This is a genomic window from Paenibacillus planticolens, from assembly GCF_013141725.1.
GTDB lineage: Bacteria > Bacillota > Bacilli > Paenibacillales > NBRC-103111 > Paenibacillus_E > Paenibacillus_E planticolens.
In genome coordinates this window covers 266158-284209 of the sequence record NZ_WHNZ01000015.1, presented here as the reverse complement: position 1 = coordinate 284209, position 18052 = coordinate 266158, and the positions used below count along the sequence as shown (strand labels likewise).

Annotated in this window: 8 protein-coding genes; 4 read left to right on the top strand and 4 right to left on the bottom strand. The window is 46.1% G+C overall.

All coding sequences use genetic code 11. From position 1 onward, the window contains the following. Nucleotides 1-57: 57 nt before the first annotated feature. A complete protein-coding gene (locus tag GC097_RS07410; RefSeq protein ID WP_171682673.1) occupies nucleotides 58-2787 on the bottom strand; it encodes an S-layer homology domain-containing protein in 2730 nt (909 codons plus the stop codon). Between the two features lie 79 nt (nucleotides 2788-2866). After that, nucleotides 2867-9154, bottom strand: a complete 6288-nt coding sequence (locus GC097_RS07405; protein WP_171682672.1) for a dockerin type I domain-containing protein — start codon at nucleotides 9152-9154, stop codon at nucleotides 2867-2869. Between the two features lie 593 nt (nucleotides 9155-9747). Here GC097_RS07405 and deoB point away from each other — a divergent pair. The 4 genes from deoB to GC097_RS07385 are packed head-to-tail and all read left to right on the top strand — an operon-like array spanning nucleotide 9748 to nucleotide 13912. Then, nucleotides 9748-10929, top strand: a complete 1182-nt coding sequence (gene deoB, locus GC097_RS07400) for a phosphopentomutase (protein WP_171682882.1) — start codon at nucleotides 9748-9750, stop codon at nucleotides 10927-10929. 10 nt (nucleotides 10930-10939) lie between these two features. Then, nucleotides 10940-11758, top strand: a complete 819-nt coding sequence (locus GC097_RS07395; protein WP_171682671.1) for a purine-nucleoside phosphorylase — start codon at nucleotides 10940-10942, stop codon at nucleotides 11756-11758. A 26-nt stretch (nucleotides 11759-11784) separates the two neighbouring features. Then, nucleotides 11785-12609 (top strand): purine-nucleoside phosphorylase, encoded by an 825-nt coding sequence (locus tag GC097_RS07390; RefSeq protein WP_171682670.1) that lies wholly within the window; start codon nucleotides 11785-11787, stop codon nucleotides 12607-12609. Between the two features lies 1 nt (nucleotide 12610). Next, complete coding sequence (locus GC097_RS07385; protein ID WP_171682669.1) at nucleotides 12611-13912, top strand: pyrimidine-nucleoside phosphorylase; 1302 nt, start codon at nucleotides 12611-12613, stop codon at nucleotides 13910-13912. Between the two features lie 55 nt (nucleotides 13913-13967). On the opposite strand, the gene GC097_RS07380 is transcribed toward GC097_RS07385, so the two are convergent. Together GC097_RS07380 and GC097_RS07375 are read right to left on the bottom strand one after the other, a co-directional pair. After that, the gene (locus GC097_RS07380; protein WP_171682881.1) at nucleotides 13968-16148 is read right to left on the bottom strand and encodes a bifunctional 2',3'-cyclic-nucleotide 2'-phosphodiesterase/3'-nucleotidase; all 2181 of its coding nucleotides are present in this window, start codon (nucleotides 16146-16148) and stop codon (nucleotides 13968-13970) included. A 1204-nt stretch (nucleotides 16149-17352) separates the two neighbouring features. Further along, a complete protein-coding gene (locus GC097_RS07375; RefSeq protein WP_171682668.1) occupies nucleotides 17353-18048 on the bottom strand; it encodes a S1 family peptidase in 696 nt (231 codons plus the stop codon). Nucleotides 18049-18052: the final 4 nt, after the last annotated feature.

Genomic DNA, 18052 nt, shown 5'->3' with positions numbered 1-18052 from the left:
CCAATCCTTCGATTGGCACCTTAACTTTCTGCATGAATTTTTATAGCAAATAATATTTTATTTATTCAATAAATTGTAGATCACTTGAGCTGCTTCTGCGCGAGATGTAATGCCTTGCGGTTCGAATATGCCATCTTGACGTCCTTGCACCAGATGAAGCGCAGCCGCTTGATTCACGAATGCTGCTGCCCATGAAGAAATCTGAGCTTCGTCTGTAAATAACGAGCTTGCAGGAGCCGCAGGTATGCTGCCATGAACAACCGCATAGGCGCGCATCATCATTGTAACCATTTCCTCACGGGTAATTTGCGCATTCGGGTCGAAAACATCTTCGCTTTTCCCATTCACAATTCCCGCTTTTACGGCAATGGCTACCGGTTCAGCATACCAATCGCTTGACTTAACATCCGTAAATGAAAGCTGTCCGGTTCCGGTAAGCTTCAACGCTCTGACCAGCAGCGAAGTGAATTCTGCGCGAGTGACACTGCGCTCCGGCTCAAACGTCGTTGCACTTGTTCCATTCACAATTTGTTTGGCTGCCAATTCTTTGATGACATTCACTGCCCAATGATCCTTAGGCACATCGCTGAAGTTCTTCGTGACTTCCAGCACGGCATACTTACTGAAGTGACTGATTTGTGCAACCATTTCACCGTCGCTGTATTTTCCGCCAATGTATTCAAGTTTACCGTCATCAGCAATATAATAGATTCCCGCTAATTTCGGATTCAGCGAAGCGTCCACTTTGATGCGAATCGTAATCGGCTTATCAAATTTCGTCAGTACCGCGGCTGTTGAACCATCCGCTTTCGTGACAGACAATTTGAATTCGTAAACTTCGCCGTTAAGCTTAATATCCGCTTGAGATTCCAATTGCCCTTTGGCTACTACATCCTTCGCCGCAGACACCGAAAGCGACTCAAATAGCAATGAAATCGAACTATCTTTCAAAGTTTCTGCAGATAATCCGCTCGTTAGCTGTTTAATCAAATCAACCGGGATGTCTAAAGTTAATTTATCCGTTTTAATCTCAAGCTGATTTTGACCGAGCAGTTCAGCCGCATTAGAAGGAAGCGTAATTTGCTTCACATCTCCCGACAACGGGATGACCAATTTACCATTTTCCGGCGATTTGCTTAATTCACCGGGTGTTACTTTATGAGTGCCAGGGGGACTTATTGGAGTTTCATCTCCGCCTCCGCCGCCTCCGCCAGAACTGCCTTGCTCAGTCTTCGCTGGCACTTTCACCGGAATACTACCAGTACTCGCTTGCGTGCCATCCAATGTTCTCGTTACTTTTAAAACGAGATTCACCGTTGTTTCTGCAGCAGGAGGATTAATTGTTTCGTCTAATGCAATAACAGCGGTGTTACTGGAACTCTCGATTGCCACTTCAAATCCTGACGGCAAATCTGGCAACACTAATTTAGTTGCATCTTTCGCAGGCGTGGGAATTGACGTTATTCCCTTAGCAACCTCCTTAGCCGTCTTGCTTTTCGCAGGTACTACCACCGGAATACTCACCGTATTCGCTTTCGTACCATCCGATGTTCTCGTTACTTCCAATACGAGATTCACCGTTGTTTCTTCAGCGGGCGGATACACTGTTCCGTTTAATGCAATAACCGCTATGTTACTGGAGCTCTGGACTGCCACTTTATATCCTGTCGGTACATCTGGCAGCACTAACTTAAATGCGTCTTTCGCAGGCGTGGGAATTGACGTTATTGTCTCAGCAATTTCCGCAGCCGTCTTGCTTTTCGCCGGTACTTTCACCGGAATACTCACCGTACTCGCTGTCGTATCATCCGAAGTTCTGGTTACTTCCAAAACGAGATTCACTGTTGTTTCTACGATTGGCGGAACGATCGTCCCATCTGTTGCAATAACAGCTTCGTTACCAGAACTCTTGATGGCTAATGTAAATCCATCGGGCATACCCGGCAATACCAATTGTTTAGCGTCTTGCGCAGGTGCTGGGATTGACGTTATGGCCTTAGCAATATCCTCAGCCGTCGTCCCTGGAGCTGCGCTTTTCGCCGGTACTTTCACAGGAATAATCTCCGTGTTTGCTTTCGTACCATCCAATGTTCTCGTTACTTCCAATACGAGATCCACCGTCGATTCTATGGTTTGCGGAACAATTGTCCCGTTTAATGCAATAACCGCAGTGTTGCTTGAGCTCTTAATCGCCACAGTAAATCCTGACGGAACATCTGGCAACACTAACTTAGCAGCCTCTTTCGCAGGCGCTGGAATCGTCGTTATGCCGGAAGCAACATTCGCTGGGCTGTTTAGGATTTCAAAAGTCTTATTTACTCCTGCATCATTTTCTTTAGGTTCCAAGTTGCTGTCCACTAGTTTTACATTTTTAATTTTTATTGAAGCCGTTCCTAGTCCCTTCGCGATAAACGATAAATTGAGCAAGCCTAAATTACCATTGTCACCTGGTACGGCCCCAATTCTGGAATGAGCAAATTGAAGATGGCCTCCTGCTGCATCAACGATTGCGGGAACTCGAAACCCAGGAATTAGGGTTCTATCACTCCCAGGTTTAAACTCCAAAAGATTGGGATCGAAATCAAGATTGAGTTCATAGGCAAAAACATCAACAAGGTCAATCCCCGTCACGGCAACTTGAACCTCATCGCCAATAGAGATTGGCTTATCGTTTAAAATCTGTAGCGAGTAGGTAGGTTCCGCCGCTGAAGCAAACTGCGGAGGCAGCGAAAATAAAAACATGAAGGCTATGAGGAGGAATGTGATTAATTTATGAATTCGTTTCATTGTAGGATTTCTCCTCTCTTTCAAAAGAGTAGGAGGAGGGCATTGCTGCCTTCCTCCTATTTGTTAAAAAGATAAGTTATTAGTTAGCATCAAGAATCTTTTTGGCTACGTTCGCAATATCTTCAATGTCAATTTTTCCATCATTGTTGACATCTGCAATCTTGTAAACGATCCAGTTCGCATCTGAGGATTTTTTACCATAATACCTAGCCACAATCCCTAAATCTGCGATTGAAATTTTTCCATCTCCATTCACATCTCCAGGAATTGCTTTGATAGCAGAATCCTTAAATGTTTGCAGCGCGGTATTCAGTGCGGTTACAGCAAGATCGACATCTTGTTGCTTAGCAGTTCCACTGCTGGAAACGGTTTGCGCACTAGTAATAGCAGCAAGCAGGACGGCTTTCGATCCAACAGGATAGTTGCCGACTTGAGTGCCTTCAACTGCTGCACTATATACACCTTGAGCATCCGTAATCAAAGTGTTCAATGCCGACTTATCTACTGCAGCTTCAATCTGAACATTGAGGGAAGCACCAAGTAATTGCGATTCAGTGCCATCTGCATTAGAGACTAATACATTTGAGATAGCTATCGTCGTCTGTGGTGTGACGATATTTTTGGCTTTCCAATGGAGTACCAACAAGTCGCCACTTGAGCTAACTGCATTGCCCTCTCCTAAACTTGCAGCAATGAGTCGAACTTCACCAGCCTTTTCCGACTTGTCTACAAGCTCGAATCCATTTCTAACTGATTGAGCTGAGACAAATTCTACTTTGGCAGGATCATAGGTAAATGTAATATCCTGCGCATACAATTCATTTGTTACATTCGTTAATCCAAATGTCGTATCAAACGAACCGCCGACAGTCACTTTATCCGTTCCACTCAGCGTCGAAGCAACGGTATTGCCTTTTGCAGTCACAATCAACTCTTTGGTGTCACGAACACGAATCCGAGTTCCAGCAGAGTATTTGCCTGCGAGTCCGACTGCTTGGAGCGTATCACCGACTTTAACGTTTGGAGCTGGTCCTGACTGGGTAGCAATATAACCGTCTGTGAAGACAAGTACCGGTCCGCTGCCGTCGTCAATGTTGAAGGATAGGCCGCCGTCCTCAATGGATTGAACTTTCCCTTCTACTTTCACCAAAAGTCCTTGATTCGTTTCGTTTGTAGAATCTTTCGTAGTCGCTACTTTTGGAGCAATTGGTGTTCCTGGTGTTTTATTCAACTTAATGAAGCTATCCAAGAATTCACCAAACTCTAGTTCTTTGTTGTTCTCGAATGTTTTAGTATGACCGTAGACACGGACTTTATCGCCCAATTTAAGCGAACCATCCGGAATCTGATTGAATGCCATAATCCCGCCTGTAGCATCTTGAACGTACACAGCGTCATAGAATACACCAGCCGCTGACGTAACTGTACCTTCAATTACAGCATCTTGCTCATCAGGCAAATTACGAACTGCTCCAATAGTGGACACAACCGTATCTCGGCCTGCCAACCAATTGTAAACGTTCAATGTGAATCTTGGGTTTCCTTTGTAGTTAAAGGTTGTATCTTGCTGCTTATCGTTGAAAATGTTCATCCCCGAAACAACAATTCGTCCCTGACCGATTTGCTCGGATGCAATCAACGGTATTTGCGCCCCGTTATTACTATTGGTGTCTGTATTATAAACTACAGCTCCACCTTTCAGGTTGCCTTGATACGTTGTTTTATTCCCTTTAACTAAGAGTGTAACCTTACTGCTATCCGTCAGCTTCGTTCCGTCAGCTTTATACAGGCTTGAACCGCTATAATATTCTATTGTTCTCACAATATCTGTCATATAGTTTCCAACAGGTTCAGGATAAGCTTTTACAGCAAACGGGCTAACTTTAGGATCGCCCCAGAAGTTGCCATCTTTACTGTCATCGAATACGCCGTCATTATTGACTCGAATATCCGATCCAATGGCTTGGAGAATAGGGTTATTAATTGTAGGATCCGCACTGTTGTTGCTCTTCTCCGTTAACAACAATGAACCGCCGGCTTTTACAAAGTCTGCAACAGCCGTTTGCTCAGATGCCGTCAACGCCGTTTTCGGATGCGAAATCATGAGCACCTTAACACCTGCAAGAACTGCTGGCGTAATCGGAGCTTTGTTTTCTACAAATGTATAACCTTCTGATTGTAGAATTTTAATCATCGTTTTGAAATTGTCTTTATAAGTTCCCGAGTCTCCAGATGAATTCTCGTTTCCGTGCGCACCATCGAGCATAACGGTAATGCCTAACGGAGGCTTGATCTTGAATGGCCTTTGGAAGGTATTATCCTTCGTATCATCTCCAGCTGGCGGGTCCACAACGGCGATAAACGTAATATCTCCACTGACTGGATTATTCCAGTTAAAGGTTGCATATCCCATCGTTTTAGCCGCTAGGTCTGCAATTGTAAAATCACCAATCTTGTGAGCTGCGTCTGCTTGATCATAATACAGGTGAACATTCAAATTGCTTGCAACTGTTTTACCAAGATTACTTACAAGAGCTTTAATCGTTGCCGGGCTTCCGCCTGTGATCGCATCGCCAACAACTTCAATACCGCTCAAACGAACGTCCGGATTTACTTCTTTGGTCCAGATCGGAGCGGAGTAAGCTTGCTCGCCGTCTTTTTGAGTTACTTTCACTACAAACCATTGCTGTGCTCCCACAACATTGACCTTAGGGTTCCATTCAAAGGAAGTTGAATCTGTGGAAGGGATATACGTATCAATTACCCTGCCACCGTTCGTGATGAGCTCTACTTTTGCAATATTGTCGTTCGATTTGTAGCCTTTCGGCAAAAATTTATAATCCGGGCTTGTTGGAGACTCAGCGACATTATCGCTTCCAGTGATATGGAAATCAAGATTTTGTCTGTCTAGAATCGAACCCATGTAATAACCGTTTGCCGAGAAATCCAACGTCATGTTCGGATCTTCTGTGAAATATACGTGCATGTTTTTCATGGAGCTTAGCAAGGAATCTTGAGAGAGATCCTTAGCAACGATAACGGTACGCTTCATCGTTTGGCCCCATGTTGCGTCATGGTTATCTTCACCATACGTAGGAGCAACGTGCCAGCCAAGATCCAATGCATTAAAGAACTTATCCTGTGCATTCGCATATCCATAGTGGCCTGATCCATTACCTACTTCTAGCATCGTGAACAGTTTATCTACGTTTTTGTCGTATGGAATGAAGTTATCGAACGCATTCGCAGACATAGCCGGGTGGTTGAACTGTGCAACGATATCGTCGTAAGTCATTACCCATGCATAGTAATTATTCAGGTTCTGATAAGCTCCGCCATTCACAACGCGATCGATGAAATTCGTCGTTCCGAATACGTTGGAGTGACCCCATGTTGTGGAAGTCATTTCAAAAGCAGGGAATACGACGAACTTATCATTTTGCGTATAATCCTTAGCTAGCTTTTGAGTGAGCTGCCAGTCACTGCCGCCAGTTCTTTCGGTCATGCCGCCTTTGTTGATGACGTTATCCGAAGAAGCAAGGCTTGAATCGATATCATGAGAATGGTCGGAGAATGCAAACCAATCGTAGTGATACTTTTCAGCTTCTTTCAAAGCCGTTTCCGGATCGCCCGCGGCGTCATGGGAAATATTCGTGTGATTGTGCGTCGTTCCGCGATAATGATTGCCGCCCGTGAACGGCGGAATAACTTCAAAACTCCATGAAACCGAGCTTGGGTTACCCCTTAAATCCTTCGAACTTACAAAAATGGTATGTGCCCCAACGGACAGATCCGTCTGAAGCGCTACGGAAACATCATCGCCAACCGTTGTAACATACTGAGAAGGGATCGTTGTCCCATCCATTTTTACAACAATGGAACTTTTGTCAACACCGCTCGGATCGGTCAGCGTTAAGGAAATATCCGGCAGTTTGCTTTCCGTTTTTTGTCCTTGAGTAGGAAGCATTTTGGAATAAGTTGGGCCATCTGTATCCACGATGACCGACACTTTGTTCGGGTTCCCGGAGTCTCCGGACGATTGAACCTGTGCTCCTGCTTTAGCTTCAATGTAATATTCGAAGCCAGCTGCTGGAACAGAGTCTTTCAAAATATTTGCTGTGTAGTTTGTATTATCTGTAGTAATCATGGCGACTTTCGTATAACCTGTATCGCCTTTCGCTCTCCAGTAGAAGTCAACGGACTGAGCGTTTTGTGCTAATGCAGTAAAAGAAAGATCTACATCTTTGTACACTTGCGTGATTGGATCGTGAGAGAAACTCAAGACCCCAACAACGTCCGATTTGCTTCTCGGGAAAATTTGATAACCGGAAGTGAAAGGAGTTGCTGATTTGTTTTGTCCTACAACACCTGTAACTGTGTACGTGCTGCCTACAACTAAATCTGTTGCAACGTTAATTCCCGCGCCAAGCGTTGGAGCTGCTGCGGTGATGACGCGTACAATAACTGATTTGTTATTGGCGTCAACGAGTGTCACGTTAAAGTTTGCTCCGGATGCAACAGAGCTTGCAACTTTACCTGTAACTGTAACCAATAGTCCTTCTAACGGCTCTCCTGTTGCATAAGTAGTTAAATCCACGATATCCGTTAACCGCGGAGCAGGTACAGAAGCAGTACCTAAATTAACTGTTGCAGTAGGCGTGAATTCGAGTAATCCTTGATAAAATTGCAAATATCCGGTCACACGAACTTTTACACCTGGATCGATTTGGAACCCTGGTGCAGTACCCGAGTAAATATTAACGCCGCTCGTATCATCTTGAATGTAATAATTGTTATTTGTTGATCCGATGACATTGTTTTTAATTGTAGCAACGCCTTCGATCGTGTACAGCACATTTGTATTGACAGGGCTCCCTAATGTATTAACTCCATTAGCGTCATTTACTCTAAGATCTTTGATTTTAGTAATTGTAAATAAATCGACGGCTACTTTATCGCTCTCGCCGTTACTGCCATCTTTTGCTGTGAGGTATATCTTTTTGATTGAATCTGTGTTTGTAAATGAGATGCTGAACGAACCGTTTGCAGCAGCCGTTGTAGTCGTTACCGGAGTTGGCGAAGTGGCATCCAGGTAAAGGGAAACGGTAGAGTTCGCTGCTACTGCGCCAGCCGAACCGGAAACTGTTGTTAACGTACCAAATGTAATATTAGCGATAACCGGATTCGCTGTTTTCACCGGAATCGGTTTAATATCAGTATCTTGTACGGCTACGTCAGCCCAATCGGTAATTTTGCTTTGAGCGTCAAGCTTTACAATGAAAATATGTTGACCGCTTGTTACCGCGATATCCGTAGCTGCAGCTAAATTAAGCGTGTAAGCTGTTGCTGGATCCCCTACATAAGGACGAGTTTGCGATCCTGCAGCGCCCACGACATATTTCAGAGTTCCACCCGGTACAACCGTAGCTTGCGTAGTACCGTTGGCAGTACCTTTAGCCCATGTAAAGCCTGTTAATGCAGTTGCGGGAGGTGCCGTTGCCGCTTTGATATTAGCATCAAGTACCGGTACATCTACCCAATCCGTAACTTTGTTCTGTGCATCAATTCTTGTGATGAAAATATGTTGACCGCTTGTTACTGGGATATCAACATTTACTGCTGGGCCATATGTGTTTGCTGTTACAGTATCGCCAAGATTAGGCTGCGCTTGTGATCCCGCTGCGCCTACTGTATATTTCAGCGTTCCGCTTGGGACAGCTGTAGCCACTGTTGTACCGCTTGCGCTACCTTGGTTCCATGTAAAGCCTCCAAGAGTAGGCGCTGGTGTTGGTAACCCCTCAGTAGCCGTGATAATGATGTCATCTATTCTATTAGTTCCCGCACTTCCAACAGTTCCGTTACCGATAGAAACTGAGGATGTATTAAGCCATCTAACATATACGGCTGATTTATTTGCAGTTTCTGAAGGCAAAGGAAGATTATTGATTACTCCAACAACCCAATCAGCTGCTACGTTGTAAGAACCATTCGAGATATCTTTCCAAGTAGTGCCGTCTAGACTATATTGCACCTTAAATTCTTTCGGACCCGTGCTGGAGCCATATTGTTTAGAGGATAACACGATATTAGAGTATCCAGTTGTAACAAATGACGCTAACCAATATCCGCCGCCTTTATCCCAACCATTTGCATTGATTGCTTTATCAGCTCCACCGGTGACTCCAGCAGCATAAGCTTGTAGTACCGGTCCGTTACCAGCTGTTACACTACTGGCACTGCCTGCTTGTACTCCACCTGTCGGGCTTGCCGCAGAAGCATTGAAGTCCCACTTAGCCAAAGTGACCAGGTCTCCCTGAGCAGCCGTAGCTGCTAGCGGTATCATCGAGAACAGCATAACAATAGTCATAGCAAGGCTATACCATTTTTTGTACTTCCCTATCTTTCTAAACATTCAGGCATTACCTCCCGTATAAAATCGCACAACAAAAAAACCATCACAAGAAACGCCGCCAATTCAGCTATCAATTGCGCCTCGCCAAAAGCCCATTGATACCTGCACAAATCTTCGCTGTGTTAGTTTGCAACCTACCTCCTCAACTGCTACACCACCACCTCCTAAAAAAATGATAGCGCTTTCCCCTTTTTTCGGAAAATATTCTCACAATTGTAAAAATATCGAACATTTGCGAATCTTTCTTTTTACAATTGATAATACCAATATAAATCATTGCCGTTTGTAAGTAAACAATTTTCCTAGGTCTATAGTTACACTTTAAACTTTATTTGTTTTGTATATATTAGCTTATTGTTAAGGTACTGTTAAGAGTTTTATTCATCATCTTAAAATTTTTGGAAATTCGCCTTATCCAACTTGAGAATCTATGCAAGATGCCAATAAGCTTGTAATATATAAAAAACACATGAAATTTAGACCAATATAATATTTACATTTGTTCACTGAATCAGATATGATGAGAATAAGTTAAGAAGGAGGTTTTCATATTGCCAAATTTTGAAAGGATTTTCCTAATCGTCTTGGATAGCGTAGGGATTGGAGAACTTCCGGATGCCAGCCAATATAACGATACTGGCGCGCACACCTTGGCTCATATCGCTGAAACATTGAATGGTTTGCACCTGCCAAATATGGCCGCTCTCGGACTTGGAAATATCGAAGAGTTACAAGGAGTTCCGGCAGCCGCTTCTCCAAAAGGGCTCTATGGCAAAATGAACGAAATATCCATAGGCAAAGATACAACGACCGGGCATTGGGAGCTCATGGGCTTAAAAGTTGAAGTTCCGTTTCAAACTTATCCTCAAGGATTCCCCGCTCCACTCATTCAAGCTTTCGAGCAGCGCATCGGACGCAAGGTCATTGGCAATATTCCCGCGTCAGGTACAGAAATACTTGATGAATACGGCAAGCTCCACGTGGAGACAGGGGATGTCATTGTGTATACATCTGCCGACAGCGTGCTACAAATTGCCGCGCACGAGGATATTGTTCCGCTGGATGAACTTTATCGCATTTGTGAAATAGCTAGAGAGCTGACACTCGTGGATGAATATTTCGTCGGGCGTGTGATTGCCAGACCGTTCACGGGAGAGCCCGGCGCTTGGGTACGCACTTCCAACCGTAGAGACTATTCCGTCAAACCACTTGGGCCAACTGTTCTGAATGCGCTAAATGAAAGCGATTTCGATGTGATAGGCATCGGCAAAATATCAGATATCTACGCCGAAGAAGGTATTACCCAATCGATTAAAAGCAAATCCAACATGGATGGCGTTGACAAGCTGCTTCAAACGTTGGATGCCGAGTTTAACGGCCTTTGCTTCACGAACCTTGTAGATTTCGACGCTCTATACGGGCATCGCCGGGATCCTAAAGGGTATGGACAGGCACTCGAACAATTTGACGTCAGACTTCCCGAAATTTATCAAAAGCTGCGCGAAACCGATCTCTTGATCCTGACAGCGGATCATGGCAACGATCCTACGCACCACGGAACGGATCATACTCGAGAGTATGTGCCACTGCTTGTATATCACCACGGTTTAAGCGAAAGCCGTTCACTCGGCATTCGGAATTCCTTTGCGGATGTAGGAGCTACGATTGCTGATAATTTCAAGGTGACGATGCCCTTGTACGGCACTAGTTTCTTATCCATTATGAAATGAGGTTTAAAGCATGAACAACACAAAGATCCTTGAAGCAGCTGTACATATCCTCCCCTTAATTACGAACATCAGGCCCTCTGTCGGTTTGATTCTCGGTTCGGGACTCGGCGCACTTGCCGATGAAATTGTGAACGGGGTTTCGATTCCATATGAAGATATCCCCCACTTCCCTGTCTCAACGGTAGAAGGCCATGCCGGCCGTTTGGTCATTGGCGAACTAATGGGTAAGCAAGTCGTCGCGATGCAGGGGCGTTTTCATTACTATGAAGGCTATTCCCAGGAAAAAATCACATATCCGGTACGCGTTATGAAGGCGCTTGGGGTTAGGCAGATGATTGTCACCAATGCAGCCGGAGCTTTGCATACCGGATTACACCAGGGGCAGCTGATGATTATTAACGATCATCTGAATTTTGCCTTCGACAATCCGTTGATCGGTCCCAACGACCCTCATCTTGGCGTGAGGTTCCCAGACATGTCCAGGCCCTATGCGCCTAAGCTCATCGAGCTGGCCAAAAAAATAGCGCTCAAGCAAGAGCTTACTATCGCAGAAGGCGTCTATGCTATGATGTCGGGTCCAACCTATGAGACCCCGGCTGAGATCAGAATGCTTCGCAAGCTTGGCGGCGATGCCGTGGGCATGTCAACCGTACCGGAGGTCATTGCGGCCAGACATTCCGGAATCGATGTTCTGGGTATTTCCTGTATTACGAATATGGCTGCCGGCATACTCCCTCAACCTTTATCCCATGATGAAGTAATGGAAACCGCCGCCCAAGTGAAAAGCTCTTTTTTAAGATACATGAAAGAAATTATTGCTAACCTATAACAACAACGCTCAGGAGGCATTACAGAATGGATAATTTGTTAAAAAAATTAGCTGAAGCAGCTTCGTTTATTCGTGAATCTATACCTGTACAACCAGAAATCGGAATGATTCTAGGCTCAGGATTAGGCGTACTTGCAGATGAGGTCCTGAACCCCACTGTCATTCCATACGAGAAAATCCCCCATTTCCCAACCTCTACCGTGGAAGGCCATTCCGGGGAACTCGTAGTCGGCCAGCTTCAAGACAAAACCGTGCTTGTGATGAAAGGCCGCTTTCATTTCTATGAAGGCTACCCTATGCAGGAAGTTGTTTTCCCGGTTTATGTCATGAAACTGCTGGGAATTGAGACGCTGGTTGTTACTAACGCGGCCGGAGGCATGAATCCTTCCTTCGCAGCAGGGGATCTTATGCTAATCACGGATCATATCAACTTCACAGGCGCCAATCCGTTGATTGGACCTAATATCGCCGAGTTGGGCCCCCGTTTCCCGGATATGTCGGAAGCTTACAACCGCAAGCTCAGAGAGATGGCTGAAGCGAAAGCCGCTGAATTGAACATTCCTTTGCAGCAAGGCGTTTATGTCAGCGTCTCTGGTCCTACTTATTGCACACCGGCTGAATTGAAGATGCTCGCTGGGATAGGCGGAGATGCGATCGGCATGTCAACCGTTCCTGAAGTGATCGCTGCCAATCATTGCGGCATGCAAGTCGTAGGAATTACCTGTATTACCGATATGGCGATCGGAGAGCATCTGGAGCCTTTAACGCATGAGCAAGTCGTTAGGGTTGCCGCTGAGGCGAGACCCAAATTCATTGCACTTATTAAAGAAATCACAGGCGGGGTGAATTAACATGCGGATGGTCGACCTAATCGCCAAGAAAAGAGATGGCGGCGTTTTAAGCAAAACAGAGATTGATTTCATCATTGAGGGATATACCAAAGGGGAAATACCGGACTACCAGTTGTCCGCATGGGCCATGGCTGTCTATTTTAAAGGAATGACTTCAGAGGAAGTTGCAAACCTGACCATGGCGATGACCCTGTCAGGCGATACTGTGGACCTCTCTCCAATCGAAGGAGTTAAAGTAGATAAGCACAGTACCGGTGGGGTCGGCGATACAACGACCATCATTCTCGCTCCGCTGGTTGCCGCAGCCGGCATTCCGGTAGCCAAAATGTCCGGCAGAGGGCTGGGACACACAGGTGGAACCATCGATAAACTGGAAGCCATTCCCGGCTTCCATGTCGAGTTGTCTGCCGAGGAATTCATCCATAACGTCAACGAGTTCAAAATAGCGGTTATCGGCCAAAGCGGCAATCTAACCCCTGCTGACAAAAAATTATACGGTCTTCGCGATGTGACAGCCACCGTAGACTCGATCCCTTTGATCGCCAGCTCGATCATGAGCAAAAAAATCGCCGCCGGCGCAGATGCCATTGTTCTGGACGTCAAGACAGGCGCAGGCGCCTTCATGAAGTCGCTCGATGAGGCCAGAGCGCTTGCATCTGCCATGGTAGACATCGGCCGCGAGCTCGGCCGTCATACCGTCGCGATTATTAGCGACATGAGCCAGCCTCTTGGCTACGCCGTAGGCAACTCCTTAGAAATTAAGGAAGCTATCGATACCCTGCGCGGCGAAGGTCCTGAGGACTTAACTCGCCTAGTTCTTACATTAGGCGCGCACATGGTCGTTCTCGGCGGTAAAGCCGAAAGCTTCGAGGAAGGTTACCAACTGCTCGAAGAATTGATCCACAGCGGCAAAGCGCTCGAGGTACTCAAGCAGTTCGTTGTCGCTCAAGGCGGGACAGCCGAGGTTATCGACGATCCGGAGAAGCTGCCTCAAGCGCCGTATCAAGTGCATGTAACTGCTCCTGTGGACGGTTATATCCATGCCATTCAAGCCGAAGAGATCGGCGTGGCGGCGATGCAGTTGGGTGCTGGCAGACCGACGAAGGAGTCTTCTATCGATCTGGCCGTTGGCGTCGTGCTCACGAAGAAAGTCGGGCACTCCGTTCGTCAAGGAGAGACCATTGCCATTCTTCATGCGAACCAAGAAGATGTCGCGGCGATCGCTCAAAAAATCGAGCGTGCTTTCGTCATCCAGAGCGATGCCTGCGAAGAGTCTGCCTTGATTTATGACATCATTCAATAACTTCTATGCAAAAAAGTCGTGGGTCACCAATTCGGTGTACCACGACTTTTCTTCTTTATTTCTTTGCAGGAATTCGTATTTGTTGGCCAATATAAATCAGATGCGGGTTTTTCAGGTTGTTATAGGCTGCTAGTTCTCTCCAGTCCATGCCGTAGCTTTTGGCAATTCTCGAAAGAACATCGCCTGACTTCACGATATAAATTTCATCCGAAGCCGTTGCGTTAGTTGCCGGAGCTGGTGCTGGTTGAGCCGGTGCCGGTGCAGCCGGAGCATCTGTTGATTGGGCTGGCTCCGGTTTTACAGAATCCTTAGCCGGTTCAGCGGCTTTTTCCGTCTTCATGGCAAATTTGGCAAATCCGCTCTCTTTATCCGTGCTGAGGTAGGTCAGATTGCCAAGCTGCTCGGCGAAAGGAATGGCTTTCGGTGAAGATTCGAATGTCACGGTAGCTTTGCCGTTGATTGGCGCTAAAGACCAGTTGTTATCCGCAGATGGATTTACCGTTCCATGGTCACGAATATAATCAATAACAATTTGACGGTTCTCGTCCGGAGAACTGATGACAATCGTTTTACCGTTTGCTCCATCGAAATTCCCGCCGCCGCTTGCGCGGTAGTTATTTGTAGCAACGATAAATTTCTGTTTAGGATCTACCGGCTTGCCGTTATAGCTCAAATTTTGAATACGGCTTGCATCGGCATTCTTAAGTTTCCCGCCTGTATCGTATTTTGCTGGTTGTGTGACATCAATTTGATAAGTTACACCGTCGATGACATCAAAATTATACGTAGGAAAGTTAAGATTGACTAAAGGTTGCTCACCCTCTTTATTCGGATCAATTTGGTTAAATTGGCCTGCGGACATTTCCAGCCAGTTTTTCAACTGCTCTCCGGTTACCAGAACTGCGTTCAGCGTATTCGGATACACATAGAGATCAGCCATGTTCTTCACAGCAAGGTTGCCTGCCGGGATATCCGTGTAGTAGCTTACGCCTCCGCGACCGCCTGCTTTGAAAGGAGCGCCAGCGGAAAGCACGGGAATGCCGTCTAATTCCGTTCCTTGAATGTGTTCTTCTACGTACCATTTTTGTGCGTTAGTTACCAACTGAATCGAAGGATCATCTTGAATCAATGCAAAATAGCTGTTAATCGGTGCTGTCGAAGTACCTACCGGGCCTCTCACATAATCCAAAGTCGCCTCATGTTCGTTTTTGACGCTGTTCAGCACTGATTGATCCGCTTCCACAAGCGGCTTTTTATTTGCTTTATCGTAAATCGGAATCACACTGGATTGTGAATCCGCAACCTTCCACTTGCCATCCACCTTTTGCAAACTCAGATCGATAACCCCCAAGTTATCTCCCCAGAAACCTGGCTCGACGGCAGCAACCCCGTTGATTGTCCCCTTCTTCATATCGACGCCCGCTTTGGCCAAATCCACACCTGTCGGTCCGGCAAATTTATCAGCAGGGAAAACGACGTGCGCATGCCCGAATAGAATCGAATCAATACCAGGAACTTTACTTAACAGATACGCCGCGTTCTCTTCGCCGCCTGTCGCTTCAACAGTTCCGAAGCCGGTATGAGCGATCGCTACAATGATATCCGCTCCTTCCTCTTTCATTTTAGGAACGAATTTATTGGCAGATTCAATGATATCCTTGGCTATGACTTTTCCTTCAAGATTAGCTTTATCCCACTGCGTAACCTGTGGAGGCACGAAACCGATCACGCCGACTTTCAACTTTTGCTCCTGCCCTTTTTCATCTACGAAAGTACGATCCAATAGAAGATAAGGTGTAAAATAATTTTTTCCGCTTTGGTCATCTATGTACACGTTGGAATTGACATATGGAAACTTCGCGCCTTTCAAACTGCGCTGCAAGAAATCAAGCCCATAGTTAAACTCATGGTTTCCGATATTCCCTGCGTCATAGTTTAGCAGGTTCATGGCTTTATATACAGGATGAGTCTCGCCATCTTTCAGCGGTTTGATTTTTGCCATGAGATCGCCAAGCGGGTTCCCTTGCAGTAGATCGCCATTATCGAATAACAGGCTGTTTTTGGCCTCTTTTCGATACTTATTGATTAAAGTCGCTGTTTTCACTAAGCCAAACTCGTCTGTCGAGCTGTCTTTGTAATAATCGTAATTCACAATATTCGCATGAATGTCCGTCGTTTCCATAATGCGTAATTTTAGCTCGGTGCCTTTCGCTTCATCGGCTGAAGCCAAGGTCATTGGCGCAACCAGTATTGCGCATGTTAGAGATGCTGTTAAACCGTTACGTAAATAAAGCGCTTTCTTTTTCAACTGCAATTCCTCCTTGAAATTAATTAACCTTCGTTCATTTAAATGCCAGACGAAGCCTTATTTCTTGCACGCTCTCCGTTTCCCTCGACAACCTCCCAGTCACAAAGAAGTAAATGCCAATCAACCTCTCCCCACAACTGAATCATTTGTAAAATATTGTTTTTACATTTGATAGACTAAATATAATTCAAAGGAGCTGTTATTGTAAACACTTTCAACTAAAATAATCCATAAATTATCCTTAATCCTCCAATTATCGGATTCGCTTCGAGAGTTCGCTTCGTGATCGTCAGTTTGTTGAAATTCGATGAAATTGATTGTTTACAATTGTTCACTTTGAATTACCGCAAACCTTTAGCTTTGTCTAAACTCGTACGTTGGAGAGTGGGGAGGGAATTGGGTATAGGATTCCGACCGTTTCTTGAAATCGTGTTTCTTTAATTGGATTTAGCGGTAATAACACGATTTCAAATACGGACGCTATCGCTTCTCCATCCCATACCCATTCCCTTTTTGTTCTACTTTGTGCTGCCTTCAACTTCTTTTTCCTTACCGGTCTTCATATCCGTGTACACCCTTGTAATACTCCGGAGACATTTCTCCTTCGTATGCCTCACAGGCAAACTGCGGTGGAATTTCCGGGTCTCCATCGTCCATCATATTAAAGTTAAAACTGTTTCACCTGGACGATCGACCTTCTTCATTTAACCCTTACCTGCAACTAGCAAGTAACTTGAGAGCGGCTAAACTTGAGATCTGCCCGATTGAGGGAACTCCATTCCCTTATTTCAGCGAAAAGCGGAATTTCAGGCGCACGAGGGGAACTACAGGGTCTTATTTCGGCTCAATGGTCTAACTAGCTGCTCGGAATGGTGAAAAAGCGGCCTCTAGTTCCCTCCCCCTTGCCAAAAGGGCTGTTTCTAGCAAAATAGCGCCCTGTAAGTACCCCTTCCCTTCTAGCGAGGCCTGAAGAATGGCGACTCACCGTCCCGCCATGCGATAAATGGCATGCTTTGCTTACCCCAGTCGACTGGGACTGGGTCTCCTTTTCCATACCAAAGAAGCCGACTCACCCTAAGGCGAGTCGGCTTCTTGTCATTTTTCAAATGGATGTCACATACTTCTCTACCCGTTACTTGGTCGATGCCGGCAGCAGCATTCGCAGCTGCTCCATTGGAATGACCAGATGGATATTGTTCATCGTTCGCATGGACCCGGACACGATCCCGGCCAAACGTCCGTATCGGTCGATGACCGGGCCTCCGGACATTCCACTGGCGATTTGCGCCGAGGTCAGAATGCGGTCCCGCCCGTTGATTTCCGCCTTCGGGGAGTTGATAATGCCCTCTGTAATGATCGGAGTATCTTTCATCGGGTATCCGATGGCGAATACTTTCTCGCCATGCTTTACCGCCGTTCCCCTGACTCGAAGAGCGTTATACGACGCTTTCCCCTCATGGGAGGCGTGCTCACCCACCGCTGCTGGCAGCTTCAAGACCGCCGCATCCGTCTGGTCATCGACGCCGAGCACTTCGATCGAAGAGACCTTGCGTCCGTCGCCGAAAACAGCTTCCAGGTGATCGGCCTCTGCGATCACATGGTAAGCCGTTGCCGCGATACCGTCTGTGGATATCATCACTCCGGTACCTGAGGCCTTTAACGTATTGTCACCGTTCAAAGCCCGGAGGTAGAACACCGCGCTTTGCGCGCGTTCATACATCTCCTCTGCGTTATAAGTCGCCGCCTCATCCGCATTCGCCCGGACGAAAAAGCTCAGGCAGGAGAGCATTAGAAGGAGTAAACCTATCGCAGCTATTTTTCTTTTCATTGTC